Source organism: Selenomonas sp. oral taxon 920, from assembly GCF_001717585.1.
Classification (GTDB): domain Bacteria; phylum Bacillota; class Negativicutes; order Selenomonadales; family Selenomonadaceae; genus Centipeda.
The window spans coordinates 285,368-303,601 of record NZ_CP017042.1 but is presented as its reverse complement, the minus strand read 5'-3'; the positions used below and the strand labels follow the sequence as shown (position 1 = coordinate 303,601).

17 protein-coding genes are annotated in these 18,234 nt (G+C 58.7%); 8 read left to right on the top strand and 9 right to left on the bottom strand.

Going from position 1 to position 18,234, the window contains the following annotated elements:
* Positions 1-13: 13 nt before the first annotated feature.
* From bioA to BCS37_RS01365, 5 genes are all read right to left on the bottom strand, one after another.
* Positions 14-1,357 carry an adenosylmethionine--8-amino-7-oxononanoate transaminase gene (bioA, locus tag BCS37_RS01385; RefSeq protein WP_069179801.1) on the bottom strand — a complete coding sequence of 448 codons (1,344 nt, stop codon included), beginning with the start codon at positions 1,355-1,357 and terminating at the stop codon, positions 14-16.
* Positions 1,358-1,368: 11 nt separating this feature from the next.
* The gene (gene bioD / locus BCS37_RS01380) at positions 1,369-2,049 is read right to left on the bottom strand and encodes a dethiobiotin synthase (protein ID WP_069179800.1); all 681 of its coding nucleotides are present in this window, start codon (positions 2,047-2,049) and stop codon (positions 1,369-1,371) included.
* Between the two features lie 78 nt (positions 2,050-2,127).
* Positions 2,128-2,664, bottom strand: coding sequence for a biotin transporter BioY (locus BCS37_RS01375; RefSeq protein ID WP_069179799.1), 537 nt, complete (start codon positions 2,662-2,664; stop codon positions 2,128-2,130).
* Positions 2,665-2,917: 253 nt separating this feature from the next.
* Positions 2,918-4,228 carry a metallophosphoesterase family protein gene (locus tag BCS37_RS01370; protein WP_069179798.1) on the bottom strand — a complete coding sequence of 437 codons (1,311 nt, stop codon included), beginning with the start codon at positions 4,226-4,228 and terminating at the stop codon, positions 2,918-2,920.
* Between the two features lie 78 nt (positions 4,229-4,306).
* Complete coding sequence (locus tag BCS37_RS01365; protein ID WP_069179797.1) at positions 4,307-5,050, bottom strand: metallophosphoesterase family protein; 744 nt, start codon at positions 5,048-5,050, stop codon at positions 4,307-4,309.
* Positions 5,051-5,251: 201 nt separating this feature from the next.
* Between BCS37_RS01365 and purB the strand changes: the two genes are divergently transcribed.
* Positions 5,252-6,544, top strand: coding sequence for an adenylosuccinate lyase (purB, locus tag BCS37_RS01360; protein WP_069179796.1), 1,293 nt, complete (start codon positions 5,252-5,254; stop codon positions 6,542-6,544).
* A gap of 26 nt (positions 6,545-6,570) precedes the next feature.
* Positions 6,571-7,857, top strand: a complete 1,287-nt coding sequence (locus BCS37_RS01355) for an adenylosuccinate synthase (protein ID WP_069179795.1) — start codon at positions 6,571-6,573, stop codon at positions 7,855-7,857.
* Between the two features lie 66 nt (positions 7,858-7,923).
* Here the strand turns inward: BCS37_RS01355 and BCS37_RS01350 are convergent, their stop codons facing one another.
* The 3 genes from BCS37_RS01350 to BCS37_RS01340 are packed head-to-tail and all read right to left on the bottom strand — an operon-like array spanning position 7,924 to position 9,900.
* Positions 7,924-8,532, bottom strand: coding sequence for a DNA glycosylase (locus BCS37_RS01350; RefSeq protein ID WP_069179794.1), 609 nt, complete (start codon positions 8,530-8,532; stop codon positions 7,924-7,926).
* 8 nt (positions 8,533-8,540) lie between these two features.
* Positions 8,541-9,524 carry a YeiH family protein gene (locus BCS37_RS01345; protein WP_069179793.1) on the bottom strand — a complete coding sequence of 328 codons (984 nt, stop codon included), beginning with the start codon at positions 9,522-9,524 and terminating at the stop codon, positions 8,541-8,543.
* A gap of 13 nt (positions 9,525-9,537) precedes the next feature.
* The gene (locus tag BCS37_RS01340; protein WP_069179792.1) at positions 9,538-9,900 is read right to left on the bottom strand and encodes an arsenate reductase family protein; all 363 of its coding nucleotides are present in this window, start codon (positions 9,898-9,900) and stop codon (positions 9,538-9,540) included.
* Between the two features lie 229 nt (positions 9,901-10,129).
* Between BCS37_RS01340 and BCS37_RS01335 the strand changes: the two genes are divergently transcribed.
* Entirely contained in the window at positions 10,130-10,588 is a 459-nt protein-coding gene (locus BCS37_RS01335) for an Hsp20/alpha crystallin family protein (RefSeq protein ID WP_069179791.1), read from the top strand.
* A 79-nt stretch (positions 10,589-10,667) separates the two neighbouring features.
* On the opposite strand, the gene BCS37_RS01330 is transcribed toward BCS37_RS01335, so the two are convergent.
* Complete coding sequence (locus tag BCS37_RS01330; RefSeq protein WP_069179790.1) at positions 10,668-11,558, bottom strand: LysR family transcriptional regulator; 891 nt, start codon at positions 11,556-11,558, stop codon at positions 10,668-10,670.
* A gap of 135 nt (positions 11,559-11,693) precedes the next feature.
* Between BCS37_RS01330 and BCS37_RS01325 the strand changes: the two genes are divergently transcribed.
* The 5 genes from BCS37_RS01325 (at position 11,694) to BCS37_RS01305 (ending at position 18,226) form a co-directional block, all read left to right on the top strand.
* Positions 11,694-13,079 carry an aspartate ammonia-lyase gene (locus BCS37_RS01325; RefSeq protein ID WP_069179789.1) on the top strand — a complete coding sequence of 462 codons (1,386 nt, stop codon included), beginning with the start codon at positions 11,694-11,696 and terminating at the stop codon, positions 13,077-13,079.
* A 171-nt stretch (positions 13,080-13,250) separates the two neighbouring features.
* Entirely contained in the window at positions 13,251-14,525 is a 1,275-nt protein-coding gene (dcuC, locus tag BCS37_RS01320) for a C4-dicarboxylate transporter DcuC (RefSeq protein WP_069179788.1), read from the top strand.
* 15 nt (positions 14,526-14,540) lie between these two features.
* The gene (locus tag BCS37_RS01315) at positions 14,541-15,668 is read left to right on the top strand and encodes a M20/M25/M40 family metallo-hydrolase (RefSeq protein WP_069179787.1); all 1,128 of its coding nucleotides are present in this window, start codon (positions 14,541-14,543) and stop codon (positions 15,666-15,668) included.
* A 22-nt stretch (positions 15,669-15,690) separates the two neighbouring features.
* Positions 15,691-17,004, top strand: coding sequence for an amidohydrolase (locus BCS37_RS01310; protein WP_083205749.1), 1,314 nt, complete (start codon positions 15,691-15,693; stop codon positions 17,002-17,004).
* Between the two features lie 169 nt (positions 17,005-17,173).
* Complete coding sequence (locus BCS37_RS01305; protein ID WP_069181515.1) at positions 17,174-18,226, top strand: tyrosine-type recombinase/integrase; 1,053 nt, start codon at positions 17,174-17,176, stop codon at positions 18,224-18,226.
* Positions 18,227-18,234 lie beyond the last annotated feature (8 nt).

Here is an 18,234-nt window from a genome sequence, read left to right as displayed (position 1 = left end):
TCGTTTGCCATATTTATCCCAAAACTTCGTCCATCGCGCGTTTCATGCGCTCCATCGCAATCTCGAGGTCAGTCTTTCCGATGTTCAGCGGCGGGTTGAAGTAGAGTACGTCGCCGAGCGGACGCAGGAGCAGCCCGTGCGTGAGTGCGCGACGATAGATCGCATAACCAAGGCGTTTCTTGCTGTCAAAGGAACGCTTCTCCGCGCGGTTCTCCACAAGCTCAACCGCGTGAATCAGTCCGATGCGGCGAATCTCGCCGACATTCGGATGTGCACCGAAACGCTCCGTCATCTGGGCCGTCAGCCACGCGGCGGTATTCTCCGCCTGCTCCAATACATTCTCCTCGTCGAGGATGTCGAGAACGGCAAGTGCCGCCGCACAGCCGAGCGGATTGCCCGCGTAGGTGTGAGAGTGCATGAACGCCTTGCCCTCGCTCCAATCGGCGTAGAATGCCTCATAGATTTTTTCTTTCACAACGGTGATCGACATCGGCAGATAGCCGCCTGTCAGGCCTTTCGAGAGACACATGAGGTCGGGCGTAATGCCCGCACGCTCGCACGCAAAGAGCCGTCCCGTGCGCCCGAAGCCCGTCGCAATCTCGTCCGCGATGAGGAGTACGTCATGCGCGTCGCAGAGGGCGCGCAGCTTTCTGAGATACTCCTCGGGATAGATGCGCATCCCCGCGCTCCCCTGCAAGAGCGGCTCGACGATCATCGCCGCCGTCTCCTTGCCATGCTCCGCGAATGCATGCTCCGCGTGCTCGATGCACGCGCAGTCACAGCTCCCGCGCTGCTTCCCATACGGGCAGCGATAGCAGTCAGGTGCCTCAATATGGATGTTGTCCATCATCATCGGCTTATACATCTCGGCGAAGAGATCCATGCTCCCGACCGAGAGTGCGCCGATGGTCTCGCCGTGATAGCCCTCCGAGAGACACATAAAGCGCGTCTTTTCCGTGCGCCCCGTCTGCTGGCAGTATTGGAACGCCATCTTGAGCGCTGCCTCGACCGCCGAGGAGCCGTTGTCGTTGAAGTGGAACTTTGTAAGCCCCGCAGGCACGAGCGATGCGAGCCGCTCCGCGAGTTCAATCGCAGGGCGATGGGAGAAATTCGCGAAGATGACGTGCTCGAGGCGGTCGAGCTGTGCCTTGATCCTCGCATTGATCTTTTCGTTCGCATGCCCGAGGAGGTTCGCCCACCACGAACTCACGATATCGAGATAGGAATGCCCGTGTACATCGTAGAGCCACGCCCCCTTTGCATGGTCGATCACCATCGGCGGCAAGTCCTCATAGTCCTTCATCTGTGCGCACGGATGCCAGATATGGCGCAGGTCGCGCTCCTCAATCGTCGGCATAGCTCTCTCCTTTACTGATACAGTGCGGCGAGTGCATCCGCCGCCATCGGCAGCTCCGCAGCGTCGTGCTCTACACAGGCAAGCACGCGCGCTCCCGTCAGTGCCTCAACCATCGTTACGTTGTCCTCCTGCATCGTGCCGCCCGTCCAGTTGTTGAAGATAAAGCCCTTCAGAGGAATGCCGCGCATCTTCAGATGCTCTGCCGTGAGAACGGCGGCGTTGATCGTGCCGAGCCCCGCATCCGCAACAACGAGCGCAGAGAGCCCGAGACGCACGACGAGATCGTCCAGAATGACGTGCTCCTCATTGTCCCAGCGCAGGGGGCAGATAATGCCGCCGCTCCCCTCCACCGTCAGATACTCCGTCCGTTCCTTCGCCGTGCGGTAGTCCTGCTCCACCTTGTCAAAGTCCATCGGACGCCCCTCAATCTGTGCCGCGAGATGGGGCGATACCGCATCACGGTAAATATAGGAGACCGTTGTATCCGCTGCCGCAAGTCCTGCGACACGTGCAACATGGAGTGCGTCACCGGGCAGCAGCGTACCGTCCGCGAGGGTCTCCGCACCTGAGAGTGCCGCCTTGTAGTAGCCCGCACCCAGCCCCGCATCACGCAGCTTCTTTACGATCAGCCCCGTCACGTACGTCTTACCGATGTCTGTGCCCGTACCCGTGATGAATAATGCCTTGCCCATCGTGTAAATATACTTCCTTTCTGCTGAACTACTCGTCTTTTGCACTATGCTGTTGTGCCGCCGAGAGAACCCGCCCCATTACAGCCACAGACCTGCCCGCTGTGTCCGCATACCGATGTATGCCGCCGCCACGCAGAGCAGAAAGTCCGGCAGAACCTGCAGCACGCCGCAGTACCAGATCGCCACCCAGAAGCCGATCGGCGCGTCGATAATATAGTTCGATGCAAAGTAGAAATACGAGATGCCGAACACATAGACCACCACCATGCCCAGAAGGCATGCCGTCAGTGCGCGGCGAAACGTCGGCACACCCGTGCGGACAAATGCACCCGTCACCCAGCCCTGTACAATGAAGCCCACGAGATAGCCGAACGTCGGCTGAAGCACATAGGAAGGACCGCCGCCCGAGGCAAAGACCGGGATCCCGACCAGTCCCATAAGCACATACGTCCCAACCGCGAGTGCACCAAGCCGCGCACCGAGCATCAACCCCGCGAGCAGCGTAAAGAGGAACTGGAGCGTATACACATCTGTCCCGACGGGAATGCGGACAAATGCACCGACGGCAACGAGCGCAATAAATAGTCCGCAAAGGATTATTTCTCGTAACTTCATAATGTTCAGATACCTCCAAGCATATTTATCGGTGAAATAAACTTGCTTTATCATACACGTTTCGTGTTTTACTGTCAACCAATTTATTTTATTTCGGTTTACAAATATTTTTGCAAAAAAGAATCCGCCCCGTAACTGCGAACGATAGGCGGAAAACTTTTCCAAATGTGTGAGCTGACCATTTACACATCAGCTCTTTTTCTGTGCTTATTCTACCACAACAATTCATTTTCAAGGCGAAGTGTGCGCCCCCCTACTTCTTCGTCACGCGCACGCGATCCATCTCCGTGCCGTCCATCAGGAAGCATGCGATCTCGATCGAGTCCCGCGTGACCTCCATCGTGAGATAGTTGTCCGTCTCGGGCTGCGGCAGCGTCACCTCGTCGAAGGAGTGATCGATCCAGAGGTTCGGATAGCGGACGTTGCCTGCGACCCCCGTGAGAATATAGAGTGGTCCCTTCTTGTCCGGAGTCTTCTCGAATCCGTAAATGTGCCCGCGATTTCGATAGGTGTGCAGATGCGCCGTAAAGACAATATCGATCGCAAGCTCGTCAAAGACAGGCATCCACACGCGCCCGTTCTCCTCGTCAATGCCCTCCGCGCGCTCGGGGCGCCCGTTGATGCGGTACTGCAGTACATCCTTGTGCATGAGGACAACATTCCACCGTTTCCGGTGCGCCTTCAAATCACGGCGTATCCACGCGAGCTGCTCCTCCAGCAGTCCGCTCTTGAAGTTGCCGATCTCCTTCGTCTGTGTGCAGAGCACGACGTAGTGCACCTCGCCGTAGTCAAAGGAGTAGTAATAGCGCTCGAATTCTCTGCTCCCATTGCGCGGGGTCTTGAAATAGTGCAGATATGCCTCGGGCAGACGCACCTTCCAGTCGCGGTTGTACGTCTCATGATTCCCCATGACAGGCGCCATTGGGATCGCGCGCTGCATCTCCTTCACCCCGCCAAAGAACTCGGTCCACTGCAGGCGATCCTCGCCGTTGTCCACGAGGTCACCCATGCAGGCAAAGAGCTGCGCATCGGTATTGCGCGCCCATGCGAGATGCGCGAGCTGCTTCCAGTCCGCATAGTCGCTCGACTGCGAATCAGGGAAGATCAGCATCTTGTACGGCTCATTCGCCGTCGGCACATAGAGCGTCTGCCAGTCCGTCGCCGCCTCCCCCGCCGTGATGCGGTATTGATACGCATTGCCCATCGTCAGCTGATCCAGTTCTGCCGTGTACTGATAGACCTCCGTGCCATCATCGGTGAAGCTGTCGTCTGCCGCTGCATAGCGGCGCAGCCCCCCTGCCCCCTGCAAACGCACCTCGACGATCTGCTTCTCGGTCGGCGACGGCCGCTCCCACATGAGGACGCGGGCATGTCCGCTGTCCGCCGCGACGACTTGCCGCAGCCGATCGACATAGAGTACGCCCGGGAACTGCTGCAGCGCCGTGTCGCGAAACAGGCGCACGGCACCGAGCTTCCAGAGCGCCGCACCGCCCGCAGCGAGGGCGCCTGCCGCCGCGGCCATCTTGATAAAGCGGCGGCGATTCATCTTCTGTTGATTGTTCATTCGTTTCTATTCCCTCGTTCTATGCTGTCATATCATACCCCTTAGTGTATGTTCTCTGTCCAATTTTCTGCCGATACCTCATGCAGACTGTATATAGCAGGAGGCAAGTTCCGTTTCCGTCAGTTTCCTGCCCGCGCCGCGCAGCGCGAGATAGTGTGCCGCATCCACGCAGCTGATCCGTCCGCCGGGAAGAAAGGATCCCGTGTCGCAAGCGATGATATTATTCGGCAGGAAAAGCGGAACATTGCGGCTCATATCGCGTCCGCCGATCGACTGGGTCGGTGTATGCCCCACGATAATGAGCTCCGTTCCACTGTAGTTATCGAAGAAATCCTCACGAATCCACAGCAAATCCTGCGAAGTTTGTTTCGCACGACGTGGGTTCACGCCCGCATGGACGAAGAGAATGCTCTGCGCTCCGTGCGTCATACGGAAGTAAAGCGGGCGCGCCTTGACGAATGCAAGGAGCTCCTCTGACTCCTCCGCAGGGAGTGCAGCGAACTGTTTCTTCGTCACCTTGCCGCCGTTCATCAGCCAGATATCAAAGTGTCCGCGGAGCGTCCGCCCCAGTCCATATTCCCGCAGGTAGCCGAGCATCATCGCCTCGTGGTTGCCGTAGAGCGCATGCACGTTCTCATAGCGCTCCACCTGTGCACGTACGAAGCGCAGTACATCCACGGGTGCCGCGCCGCGATCAATATAGTCGCCGAGAAAGACGAGCAGATCCGTACGCTCATCGAAGGCAATCTTCTTCCAGAGGGCGCGCAGCTGGTCTGCATTCCCGTGAATATCGCCCACAGCGAGAATCCGCCGAAAGGTCATCGCAGCCGCCCCTCCTTTCGGAATCGCTCAATTTATCACTGTTTCTCTTCTATTATAACGCAAAAATTCTGAAATGAACATGATAGCCCCTGGAATCTTTCCGCTGCACCGCAGTCCAAAGCCCATGATTGACATTCCACGCCGCGCGATATATGATAGAGGTGTTGCGTTATGTTCATTTACATGAGCAGGAGGAAACAGATGATAGAGCGCTATACCCGTCCGGAGATGGGACATCTCTGGTCGATCCAGAACGAGTGGCAGACCATTCTGAATGTGGAGATTGCCGCGTGCGAGGCAATGGCGGAACTGGGCGAAATCCCAGCCGCTGCCGTGCAGAACATCAAGGCAAACGCGAAGTTCGATGTCGCGCGCATCAACGAGATCGAAAAGACCACCGACCACGACATCATTGCCTTCCTCACGAATCTCGAGGAGAATGTCGGCGAGGACTCGAAGTACATCCACAAAGGCCTCACGTCGAGCGATGTAAAGGACACGGCATACTGCGTCATGATGCGCGATGCCGCCGCGATCATCCTCGATGATCTGCGCGCATTCCGTGAAGTGCTGCGCCGCCGTGCAGAGGAGTTCCGCCACACGCCGTGCATCGGACGCACCCACGGCATCCACGCGGAGCCGATGACATTCGGCCTGAAGCTTCTCCTCTGGAGTGCCGAGATCGAGCGCGACATCGAGCGCCTGATGCGTGCGAAGGAGATCGTCTCTGTCGGCAAGCTCTCGGGTGCTGTCGGCACCTACTCCAACATCGACCCGCGCATCGAGGAGCTGACGTGCAAGAAGCTCGGCATTACCCCCGTGCGTCTCGCCACGCAGGTCATTCAGCGCGACCGTCACGCCGAGTTCGTCACAACGCTCGCCATCATCGCGGGTACAATGGAGAAGATCGCTACCGAGATCCGCAACCTGCAGCGCACGGACATTCGCGAGGCAGAGGAATTCTTCAAGGCGGGGCAAAAGGGCTCGTCCGCGATGCCGCACAAGCGCAACCCGATCAACTGCGAACGCGTCTCGGGCATGGCGCGTCTCGTACGCGGCAACGCCGTCGCGGCACTCGAGGACATGACCCTCTGGCACGAGCGCGACATCTCGCACTCCTCCGTCGAGCGCGTCATCCTGCCCGACGCGACGATCAACGTGGACTACTGCCTGCACAAGCTGACGGGCATCGTCGACAAACTTCTCGTCTACCCCGACGCCATGTTGCACAACATGAACCGCACGGGCGGACTCATCTACAGCCAGCGCATCCTCACGGCACTTGTGAACAAAGGTATCCTGCGCCAGACCGCGTACGTCTGGGTACAGCGCAACGCCATGAAGCGCTGGCTCGAGAAGGAGGATTTCCGTACCAACGTCGAAAAGGACGCAGATATCTCCGCACATCTTACAAAGGAAGAGATTGACGCGTGCTTTGACTATACTTATTTCCTGCGCCATGTGGATTCCATCTTTGCGCGCTTTGATCTCTAAGGGAAAGAATTAAGGGGGACTCATCTATGTCAACCATCGTTATCACGGGCACACAGTGGGGCGACGAGGGCAAAGGGAAGATCGTCGACTACCTCGCAAGCAAGGCAGACACCGTTGTCCGCTTCCAGGGCGGCTGCAACGCGGGTCACACCGTCGTCGCGGACGGAGAGGAGTACAAGCTGCGCCTCCTGCCGTCGGGCATCCTCTATAAGGGCACGCACAACATCATCGCAAACGGCGTCGCCTTTGATCCCGAGGTATGCTTACAGGAAATGGACGCCATGGCGGCACGCGGCATTGATACCTCAAGCATCCGCATCTCCGACCGCGCCCATGTCGTCATGCCCTATCACCGCCTGATGGACGGCATCGGCGATGCACAGCGCGGCGCGGACAAGATCGGCACAACGGGACGCGGTATCGGTCCCTGCTATATGGATCGCGATGACCGCATCGGCATCCGCGTCTGCGACCTCATGGAGAAGGACGAGTTCGCGAAGAAGCTCAAAAAGAACCTCGACAATAAGAACGGGGAGCTCGCCGCCGTCTACGCCCACGAACCGCTCGACTACGAAGAGGTACTCACGGAGTACGAGGGCTACGCCGAGCGCCTGCGTCCGCTTGTCACGGACACAATCCCCCTCATCAACGAGGAGATCGCGGCAGGACGCAAGATCCTCTTTGAGGGCGCACAGGCGACCATGCTCGACATCGACTACGGCACCTACCCCTACGTCACCGCCTCGCACCCCGTCTCTGGCGGCGTCACCGTCGGCGCAGGCGTTGCACCGAAGAAAATCGACAAGGTCGTCGGCATCGTGAAGGCATACTGCACGCGCGTCGGTGAGGGTCCCTTCCCCACCGAGCAGCTAAACGCAATTGGTGAGAAGCTGCGCGAGGCAGGGCATGAGTTCGGCACTGTCACGGGGCGTCCGCGCCGTACGGGCTGGCTCGACGCCGTCGTCGTCCGCCATGCGGGTCTCCTCTCCGGCATCGACTACATGGCGGTCACGCGCCTCGATATCCTCGACGGCTTCGACGAGATCAAGATCTGCACGGGCTACAAGTACAAGGGTGAGCTGCTGAAGGGGGTTCCCGCAAGCCTCAACGTCCTCGCCGAGGTGGAGCCGGTCTACGAGACCTTCCCGGGCTGGAAGACGGATATCTCCGGCATCCGCAGCTACGACGCGCTGCCAGAGAACGCACGCAAGTACCTCGAGCGCATGGCAGAGATCACGGGCATCGCCCTCGGCATCGTCTCCGTCGGTCCCTCGCGCGAACAGACCATCGTCCTTGCCAAGGATCTGTTCTAACCATTTCTTTGTAAAAATAACGGCACTCTGTGATTTACTCACGGTGTGCCGTTTTTATTTCCTATTTTACTTCGCCACCGTAAAGCCCGCCTCAACGAAAAATTTCCGATATGCCTCGGCCTTCTTTTCGAGTTTCATTGGGTAGGCGCGCGAGGTGGACGGCAGGCGCGTGACGAGGAGGTCACGGTCACCGCAGCGCGCAGTTATCGTCGTGCCCGTCTTGAAGGCCTTTGCCTTGACCTCCGTCTCAAGCAGTGCGAGCAGGATCTCCGTTGCCTTGCCGCCCGTTGTGCAGATGCGGCGGCACTGCGGGATCTTCTCCAAAATCTCGGGCAGCTCAACCGTCTCCACAACCTTCAGATAGGCATCGGATGCATTTCCATGCGTACGAATGGCACGGCGCACACCGGGGCACGAGCCAATGCCGCGCTCGGCGAGGAACGCCTTGATCTTCTTCGCATCAAACGCCTTTTCCCCTACGCGCTGAAAATGCATCGCATCACCGAAGAACACCAGCCCGTAGACGCGCCACATATCGTTCTGGAAGTTCGGATAGTGGAACTCCATTGCCCGTTTTTCGGCAGCGGGCGGAAACGAGCCCATCATGAGTACGGTCGCATTGGGCGGCAAAAAAGGAGGAAACGGGCGAAGCTCGATTTCATGTTCATCCGTCATCGTTCACCTCACAGCAGCCCCAGTGCGTGCTGCACGATAAGTGACGTACCCGCGACCGCAATCCAGCAGACCATGCCGAGCAGGAGCGGGCGCGTCCCGTGTTTGATGAGCGACGGCAGATCCGTGTTCAGCCCGATTGCACTCATCGCGAGCACGATGGAGAACTTGCCGAGCATCCCAAGCCCATGCGAAACCTCTGCGGGGAGAATGCCCGTCGTGTTCACGATACACGCGAGCACGAAGTAGAGTACGAACATCGGGAAGATGCGCTTCAGCGAAAAACCCGTGCCGCTCTGCGCCGCGCTGCGCATCATCAGCAGCGCGAAGAACAGGCAGACCGGCACAATCATCAGCGTGCGCGTCAGCTTCACAATGGTCGCGTACGCGCCCGCATCATGGCTGTAGGCATAGCCCGCTGCAACGACCGACGACGTGTCGTTGATGGCAGTACCCGCCCACATGCCGAACCCTGCGTCCGACATCCCCCAACTATGCCCGAGGAACGGGAAGATAAAGACCGCAAGCACGTTGAAGAAAAAAATCGTCGCAATCGAGATCACGACATCCCGATCCTTCGCTCCGATCACGGGTGCGACCGCCGCAATCGCGGAACCGCCGCAGATCGCCGTCCCCGCCCCGACGAGCGCGGTCATATCGCGGTCCATCCCCAGAACCTTTCCCATCAGGAACGCCGCGCCGAACGCCGCGAGCAGCGTGAAGATCATGACGTAGAGCGACTGCTCCCCGACCTCCACCACATGAAAGAGATTCATCTCAAAGCCAAGCAGGATGATCGCATACTGCAAAATCTTCTTGCCCGTGAATTTGATCCCGCTCTCGGTCGCCTGCGGCCGCCGTTTCTTCGCGAACAGCATGCCGAGCAGAATGCCGAACACGGGACCGCCCACGATGGGGAAGTACAGCCCCAGGATATACGCAGGGATCGCAAAGAGCAGCGCATAGAGAATGCCGTCCATGTATTCACGCTTCATAAAAGCACCTCTCTCAAGCAAAAATCTCCGCCCACTCCTTCTCGCGGAACCCCGTAAGCACGCGATCCTTCGTGATGAGAAGAGGACGCTTCACAAGCATCCCGTCCGAGGCGAGCACTGCGTACTGCTCCTCCTCCGTCATCGCAGGCAGCTTGTCCTTGAGCGCGAGCTCGCGGTAAATCATACCGCTCGTGTTGAAGAAACGCTTCAGCGGCAGCCCGCTCCGCTCGTGCCACGCACGCAGCTCCTCCGCCGTCGGCTTCTCCGCCTTGATATCACGCATCGGCGCGGCGCAGCCGTGCGCCCGCAGAAACTTCTCCGCCTTTTGACAGGTCGAGCACTTCGGATAGCCGATAAACAGCACATCTTGATCCATATATCATCTCTCCTTGCATAAAATCTACTTATTTACTTTTCTATTATAGTCTCTCAAAAAAAAATTTCAATTTTTTCTTTTTGACCTATTGACTTTTTGACTATTTAAGGTATAATAACAATCGAAAGGTGATTCAAAGCAAACGCACCTTCCCAATCAAAAGTAAATGAATGGCATATCGAATACCAAACATCGAATATGCTGCAAAGACTTTAAGGAGTTGATTACCATGTTTGGACTTGTACCTTTTGCCGGACGCCGGAACCTCTCGCAGCGCGATGCCGCAAATCCGTTTGCACTCTTCGACGCGATGCGTGATTCCTTCTTCCGCGACGACTTCCCCGCCGCGAACTGGGGCGCCGCCTCGTTCAAGGTGGACGTGAAGGACAGCGGCGATCACTACGAGCTGACCGCAGACCTCCCGGGCATGACAAAGGAGGACATCGCCCTCCACTACGAGAACGGCTATCTCACGATTGCCGCCTCGCGCACGGAGTCGAATGACGAAAAGGACGATGCGGGCAACTACATCCGCCGCGAACGTCACACGGGCGAGGTCAGCCGCTCGTTCTACATCGACGGCATCGACGATGCGAACATCCACGCAGAGTTCAAGGACGGCGTACTGCAGGTGAATCTGCCGAAGACGGCGGGCGAACCCGAACGCAAGCAGATTGAGATTCACTGAGTACGCGTATTTTTCCCCATCAACAACAAAGAGCGGAGCTGCTATCAGGAAACCCCTGAGCGGCAGTTCCGCTTTTTTGCTATCCCTCTTCCTCAAGTCCCGCAGCAAAATCCTCTGCAAGCAGTGCGAGCGGCTGCGGCAGCCAGCGCTCATCGGCGGCGAGGATCTGGAGCTGCATGTCGATTTGGTAATCCGTGACATCAATGACGGCGACATGACCTGTACGCACAGCATCTGCGACGGTGACGGCGGGCAGGAGGGAGAGGCCGAGTCCCGACGCGACGAAGTCGATGATGGTTTTGCTCGTACCGATCTCGACACGGTCGCGCAGATAGAGATGCCGCTCCGTGAGATCATCCTCGAGCTTCTTGCGGTAGTTTGTGCCGCGCTGCGTGAGCACCCACGTACTGTCCACGAGTTCATGCAGGCAGACGGAGCGATTGGCGAACGGCGAATCCACCGCCGTAATGAAGGCAATCGGCGAAGGACTGTGATGCAGGATGCGCAGGCGCTCCCCCTCATGATAGGGATCGAGCAGGATCGCAATGTCGATGTCACCATGTGTGAGTGCCTTGCGCAGACGCGGCGCCGTATCTACATTGACGTGCAGGCGAACCTTCGGATACTGGCGCAGGAAAGCTCCGACACGCTGCATATAGCGCGAGGTCGCAATTGTCTCGATGATGCCGAGGAAGAACTCGCCCTCCGGCTCTCCTTCCCCACGGAACTGCATGAGGGTCTCCTGTTCGAGCGCCGCCATGCGATAGGCATAGGAGAGAAATGCATGCCCCGCACTCGAGAGGATCACACGACGCCCCGCACGAATGAAGAGTGAGGCGCCAAGTTCGCGCTCAAGTGCCTGGATCTGCTGCGTGATGGTCGACTGCGCGTAGTTCTCACGCAGTGCCGCCGCCGAAAAGCTGCCCGTCTCTGCCGCATGGATAAAGGTCTTGATGTTGCGAAGTTCCATCCGAAATTCTCCTTTCCATCATTTTTTTCGATAAGCAAATTCATTTCTTTCAATTTTACTGCATTCATTCTTTATGATATCATAAATTATACAGAAGATAAATCGTTCTACACCATTTATTAAGGAGAGATTGTTGTGAGAACCGAACACGATTTCCTCGGCAACATGGAAGTCCCCGATGATGTCTACTATGGCGTGCAGACGATGCGTGCCATCGAGAACTTCTACATCACGGGACAGAAGCTCGACCCCGATTTCATCAAGGCACTTGCCACGGTGAAAAAGGCGGCTGCACTCGCGAACATGGATACGGGACGTCTCCCGCACGAGATCGGTGACGTGCTCGTACAGGCGGCAGATGAGATCATTGCGGGCGGTCTCATCGACCAGTTCCCCGTCGACCCGATTCAGGGCGGCGCGGGCACATCCGTCAACATGAACATGAACGAGGTGCTCTGCAACCGTGCGCTCGAACTGCGCGGCGAAGCAAAGGGACGCTATGACATCATCTCGCCGAACAACCACGCCAACATGGCACAGTCGACGAACGACTCGTTCCCCACGGGCATCAAGGTCTGCCTCTCCACGAAGGGTGCGGTCTTCCTCGCCGCGCTTGACCGCCTCGCTGCGGAACTCGAGAAAAAGGCGACGGCATACCGTGCAATTCTAAAGATGGGGCGCACACATCTGCAGGATGCTGTCCCCATCACGCTCGGACAGGAGATGGGTTCCTACGCCTCTGCCGTGCGCCGCTCCATGCGCCGCATCCGCTACGTCCTGCGCCACATCCACACGATCAACATGGGCGGCACCGCCGTCGGTACGGGACTGAACGCCGAGCCGGCATACATCAAGGCGGTTGCCAAACGACTCTCCGAGATCACGGGTGAACAGTACCGCACTTCACAGAACATCATTGATGCGACGAACAACACGGATGCATTCGCCGACTTCTCCTCCGCGCTCAAGAATGCGGCGCTCGTCCTCATCAAGCTTGCGAATGATTTCCGCCTGATGGCATCGGGACCGCGCTGCGGCCTGAACGAACTGCATCTTCCGATGCGGCAGCCGGGTTCCTCCATCATGCCGGGCAAGGTCAACCCCGTCATCGCGGAGGTGCTCGACCAGGCGTGCTATCAGGTTATCGCAGGCGATCTCGCCGTGACGCTCGGTGTAGAGAACGGACAGTTCGAACTGAACGTTATGGAGCCGGTCATGGCGTTCAACATGTTCAACTCGCTCAACTACATCACACGCGCGGTCAATACCTTCGTCGACAAACTCCTCGTCGACCTGAAGCCGAACGTCGAGCAGTGCCAGAAGTGGCTGGACAACAGCGTTGGTATCGTGACTGCACTGCTGCCGCATATTGGGTATGAAAAGTCTGCCGAACTTGCACGTGAGGCATACACGACTGGCAGGCCCATCCGCGAGATCATCCTCGATCAGGGGATTCTCTCGAAGAAGGAACTCGATCACATTCTCTCGCCGCGCCAGATGACACGGCCGGGCATCGCTTAGCAATGAACGAAGGGAAGTATCATGGACGATACTTCCCTTCTTGTGCATCCTCCCTTTCTTTTTCGATAAATGGAAGGAATCCTTTTCCTTTTGTCGAAATTTATATCGTTTTGGGTTCTATGGGATCGCTGAATTTATCAGTGCTTCCCTATATCAAAGGAGGTCTTTTCATTGGCTCTTGCAGGAGGAATTATTGTCATCATCGCCTTCGCCGCCATCATCAAGAAGTACGAGGCGCGCATGGTGCTCTTTGCGGCAGGACTCCTCATGTGCATCATCGGCGGCGTCGCGGGCAATGCGATCACGACGTTCAGCAAGACGATGGTGCACGGCACACTCGTGCCCGTCATCTGTACGGTCATGGGCTTCTCGTTCGTCATGAAGCTCACGGAGTGCGACCGTCACCTCGTCGAGTCCATCTCCGGCGTCATCACAAAGGCGCGCATCATTCTCATCCCGCTCGCCGTGCTGCTGACGTGGTGGATCAACATCGCGATCCCGAGTGCGGCAGGCTGCGCAGCTGCGGTCGGCAGTATCCTCATCCCCGCCCTCATTGCGGCGGGTGTGCACCCCGCAATGGCGGCAGCGGCAGTCCTCGCAGGGACGTGGGGCAGTGCGATCAGCCCCGGTACCTCACACAACCCGTTCGTTGCAGATCTGGCGGGGACAGACGTGATGTCCGTCATCATGAATGAGGCACCCGCTGCCATTATCGCATCCTTTGTCTGTATCATTGCACTCACTGCGATTTCGGTGATCCGCAACGAAGGTCCAAGCGATGACCGCCGTCAGGCATACCTCGCGGAGCTCTCCGAGGAGGAGCAGAACCGAACGTTCAAGATCAATCCCATCTATGCGCTCATCCCGCTCGTCCCCCTCGTCATGCTCGTGCTCGGCAGCAAGCAGATCGCGATCCTGCCGCTGACGGACGTGCCGACTGCCATGATTACGGGCTCGATCCTCGCACTCATTGCAACGCGCACGAATCCGCAGGAGGTCACGAAGAAATTCTTTGACGGCATGGGCAGCGCCTATGGCAGCGTCATGGGCCTCATCGTCGCGGCAGGCGTCTTTACCGCCGGTATGGCGGCAATGGGACTGACCGGCGCACTGATCGAGGCGATGAAGGGATCGGAGTCCGTCGCAAAGTTCGCGGGCGCATTCGGTCCCTTCCTCATCGCCGTGATCTCCGGCTCGGGTGACGCGGCAGCACTCGCCTTCAACGGCGCGATCACACCGCAGGCGGAGGCGTTCGGCATGAGCATCGTCGATCTCGGTTCGCTTGCACAGATGGCGGGTGCGATTGGACGCTCGATGTCCCCCGTCGCTGGTGCGGCAATGGTCTGCGCAGGGCTTGCAAAGGTCAGCCCGATGGAGATCTCCAAGCGCAACGCGATTCCCATGCTGCTCGCAACGATTACCTTTATGATCGCACTGTTCATCTGAGAAAGGAACAGCCTCATGATCGACAAAAAGAGAGTGCTCGATGAATTCTTCGAACTCGTCTCCATCCGCTGCTCGACGCTTGCGGAACGCGAAATCGGCGACCTGCTCACCGCACGCCTGAAGGAACTCGGGGCGGCGGAGATCCACGAGGACACGGCAGGGGAAAAACTCGGCGGCAGCTGCGGCAATATCATCGCAAATTTCAAGGGAACGATCACGGGTGTCCCCACCGTCATGCTCACGGCACATATGGACTGCGTCGAGCCGTGCGCGAACATCAAGCCCGTCCTGAAGGATGGTGTCATCCGCTCCGACGGCACGACGATTCTCGGTTCGGACGACAAGGCGGGCGTGGTCGCCATTCTTGAGACACTGCGCTGTCTGAAGGAACACAATCTCCCGCACGGCGATCTCCAGATCGTCTTTACCGTCGCCGAGGAGGGCGGGGTCAACGGCTCGCGCTGCCTCGACGCGTCGCTTCTCCGTGCTGATTTTGGCTATACGCTCGACACGCACGGGCATCCCGGCATCGCGGTATTCAAGGCACCCGGCAAGAACCAGATCGAGGTGCGGATACACGGCAAGGCGGCTCACGCGGGCATCGAGCCCGAGGCGGGGAAGAACGCCATCACAGCGGCGGGCAGTGTACTCACCGCTGTCCCGCAGGGGCGCATCGACGAGGAGACCACCTGCAACGTCGGCAAGATCACGGGCGGCACGGCGACTAATGTCGTCGCCGAGTTCTGCACGGTGAACTTCGAGTCGCGCAGCCGCGACAAGGCAAAACTCGATGCCATTACGCAGCGCATCGTGGACGCTGTGAACGGCGCGATAGCAGGAACGGGCTGCACTGTGGAGATCGCAGTCAATAAAGACTACGATCCCTTTGAGCTGCCAAAGGATGCCCTCCCCATACAGTATCTGCACCGTGCCGCGGGAAAACTCGGTCTCCCCGTGGAAATCTTGGAGGAGGGCGGCGGCTCGGACGCAAATCACTTCAACACGTACGGCGTGCCGACAACAGTGCTCGCTGTCGGCATGACGGACTGCCACACGAAGGACGAGAGCATCCGCGAGCAGGATCTCTATGATGCGGCAGAGCTTGCCCTCGCCATCGTGCGCGAGGTCGCTGAGAACGCATAGAACAACGGAAAAGGGGAATACGATGGAACTGGATGCAAAGATCATGCAGATGGCAGACGAGATGGCAGAAGAACTGACGCGGCAGCGCCGGGATCTCCACCGCCATCCGGAACCGGGCTGGACAGAGTTCCGCACGGCGTCGATTGTCGCAAAGACGCTCTCGGAGCTCGGCTACGAGGTGCACATCGGACGCGAGGTCATGGAGGAGAGCGCTCGTATGGGCGTCCCCACAGCGGATGTTCTCGCACGGGAGAAGGAGCGCGCCCGCAGAGAGGGTGCCGATCCCGCGTGGCTCGACCGCATGGACGGAGGCTATACGGGTGTTGTCGGCATCCTGCACTTTGCGCGCAAGGGGCCGACGCTTGGAATGCGCTTTGACATGGACTCCAACGATGTGACGGAGACGGATGCACCCGAACATTTCCCGAACCGCGAGGGCTTTGCCTCCTGCCACGCGGGTGCGATGCACGCGTGCGGGCATGACGGGCATACCTCTGTCGGACTCGGTGTCGCGCGCATCTTCGCCGCACTGAAGGATGAGCTTGCGGGAACTGTGAAGCTCGTCTTTCAGCCCGCCGAAGAAGGTGTGCGCGGAGCGCATGCGATGGTGGAAAAGGGTGTCGTGGACGATGTGGACTACATGCTCGGCGCACATTTCGGCTTCAAGGCGAAGGAGACGGGCAGCGTCGCATGCAACGTCGTCGGCTTCCTCGCAACGAGCAAATACGACGCGCACTTCGTCGGCGTACCCGCACATGCGGGTGCCGCGCCCGAGGAGGGCAAAAACGCCGTGCTCGCGACCGCGTGTGCGGCACTAAACCTTCATGCGATCTCGCGCCACTCAGGCGGTGCCTCGCGCATCAATGTCGGCTATATGGAGGCGGGCAGCGGGCGCAACGTCATCGGTGACAAGGGTCTGCTGCGCATTGAAACGCGCGGCGCGACAAGCGCGATCAATCGCTACATGGAGCAGGAAGCCGAGCGCATCATCAAGGCAGCGGCGGCCATGTACGATGTCAATGTCACGATCGAAAAGGCGGGCGGTGCTGCCGGCGGCAACAATACGCCGGAGCTCGCCGCCTACCTTGAGAACCGTGCGAAGGAGCTTGGTCTCTTCCGCGACATCATGAGTGAGACGAACTTCGGCGCGAGTGAGGACTTCTCCTACTTCATGGAGCGCGTACAGGAGCGCGGCGGACAGGCCGCCTACATGATGATCGGCGCGCAGCTCGCCGCGGGGCATCACGACTCCCGCTTCAACTTCGACGAGAAGGCACTCGTCTACGCCGCAAAGATGCTCGCTGCCAGCGGTGCATCCATCCTGCTCGGCAAGTAACCCGATCGGCATCGAACCGCCGCGTACACCGTGTATGCGGCGGTTTTTATGTGTTTAATACCTGTTGCTAAGTTCCTCTTCACGTGCTATAATCACCTCATCAAATAAGGTGAAAGCGGGTGATGTATTGGCTGCAAACGAAAGCTTCCGCAGCGGTGAAAGTGCTGCAATGGGCGTTCCTGCACGGCGAACGGAGACTGCCCCCGGCAGCGTGCGGCGCATGGGCGAAGTCACGGCAAGTGTACGGCAGGACGCAATTAGCCCTGAGTACTTCATCACCCACTTCTACGAGTATCTGCCGCGCTACATCGCGGGCGGTGCGCCCACAGCAGACACGCGCGACACATACGAGCTCGCAATTCGTCTCTTCCTCCACTGGTGCATGGAGCAGGGACTGCATCCGCTGAACGACGTGCATGACTATCAGATCCGCGTCTACATGGAAGATATGCGGACAAAGGGCTACAGCGCCGCGACACTCATGATCAAGGGTGCTGCGATTCGCGCCTTTTACAAGGTCGCAGAGCGGCTCTCCTTCATCGCCGAGAACCCCTGTGCCGACCTGCAGCTGCGCAACCCGCAGCACCTCGACGAGGACTATAAATATCTCACCGTCGACCAGATCAAGGAGATCTGCGAGGGACTTGCGGCGGACAAGAACGCCCTGCGCCGCCTGCGCAACCTCCTCATCGTCTACCTCATGGGTGTCGAGGGGCTGCGCGTCGTCGAGGTCATGCGCCTCTCGGACGAGGACATCGACTGGCAGCGCGGACGCATCGAGATACGCGGCAAGGGGCACGCAGGGATCATCTACCCGTGCGAGGAGACCTTTCAGCTCCTCAAGGCATACGTGGAGACGCGCGGCGCCATCCCGCCGGAAAATCGTCTCACGCCGACCATCATCTCCTGCTCGCCGAACAACCGCAGCGGACGCATCACGCGCGTCGGCATCCGCTACGTCATCAACAAGGCACTGACGGATGCGGGGCTGAAACAGCCCGGCTACGCGTGCCATCTCTTCCGCCACAGCTGCGGCACAAACCTCTATCAGGAGACGAAGGATCTGCGCGTCGTGCAGGAGACCCTGCGCCAGCGCAGCCCGAAGGTCACTGCGAAGTATGCCCATGTCCACGATCGCATGGAACGCCGCTACACGCGCGGCATCACACCGGGAATGAATGTGGAGCATATCCAGCAGCCGACGAACGCCGACACAGAATAGCAGACACA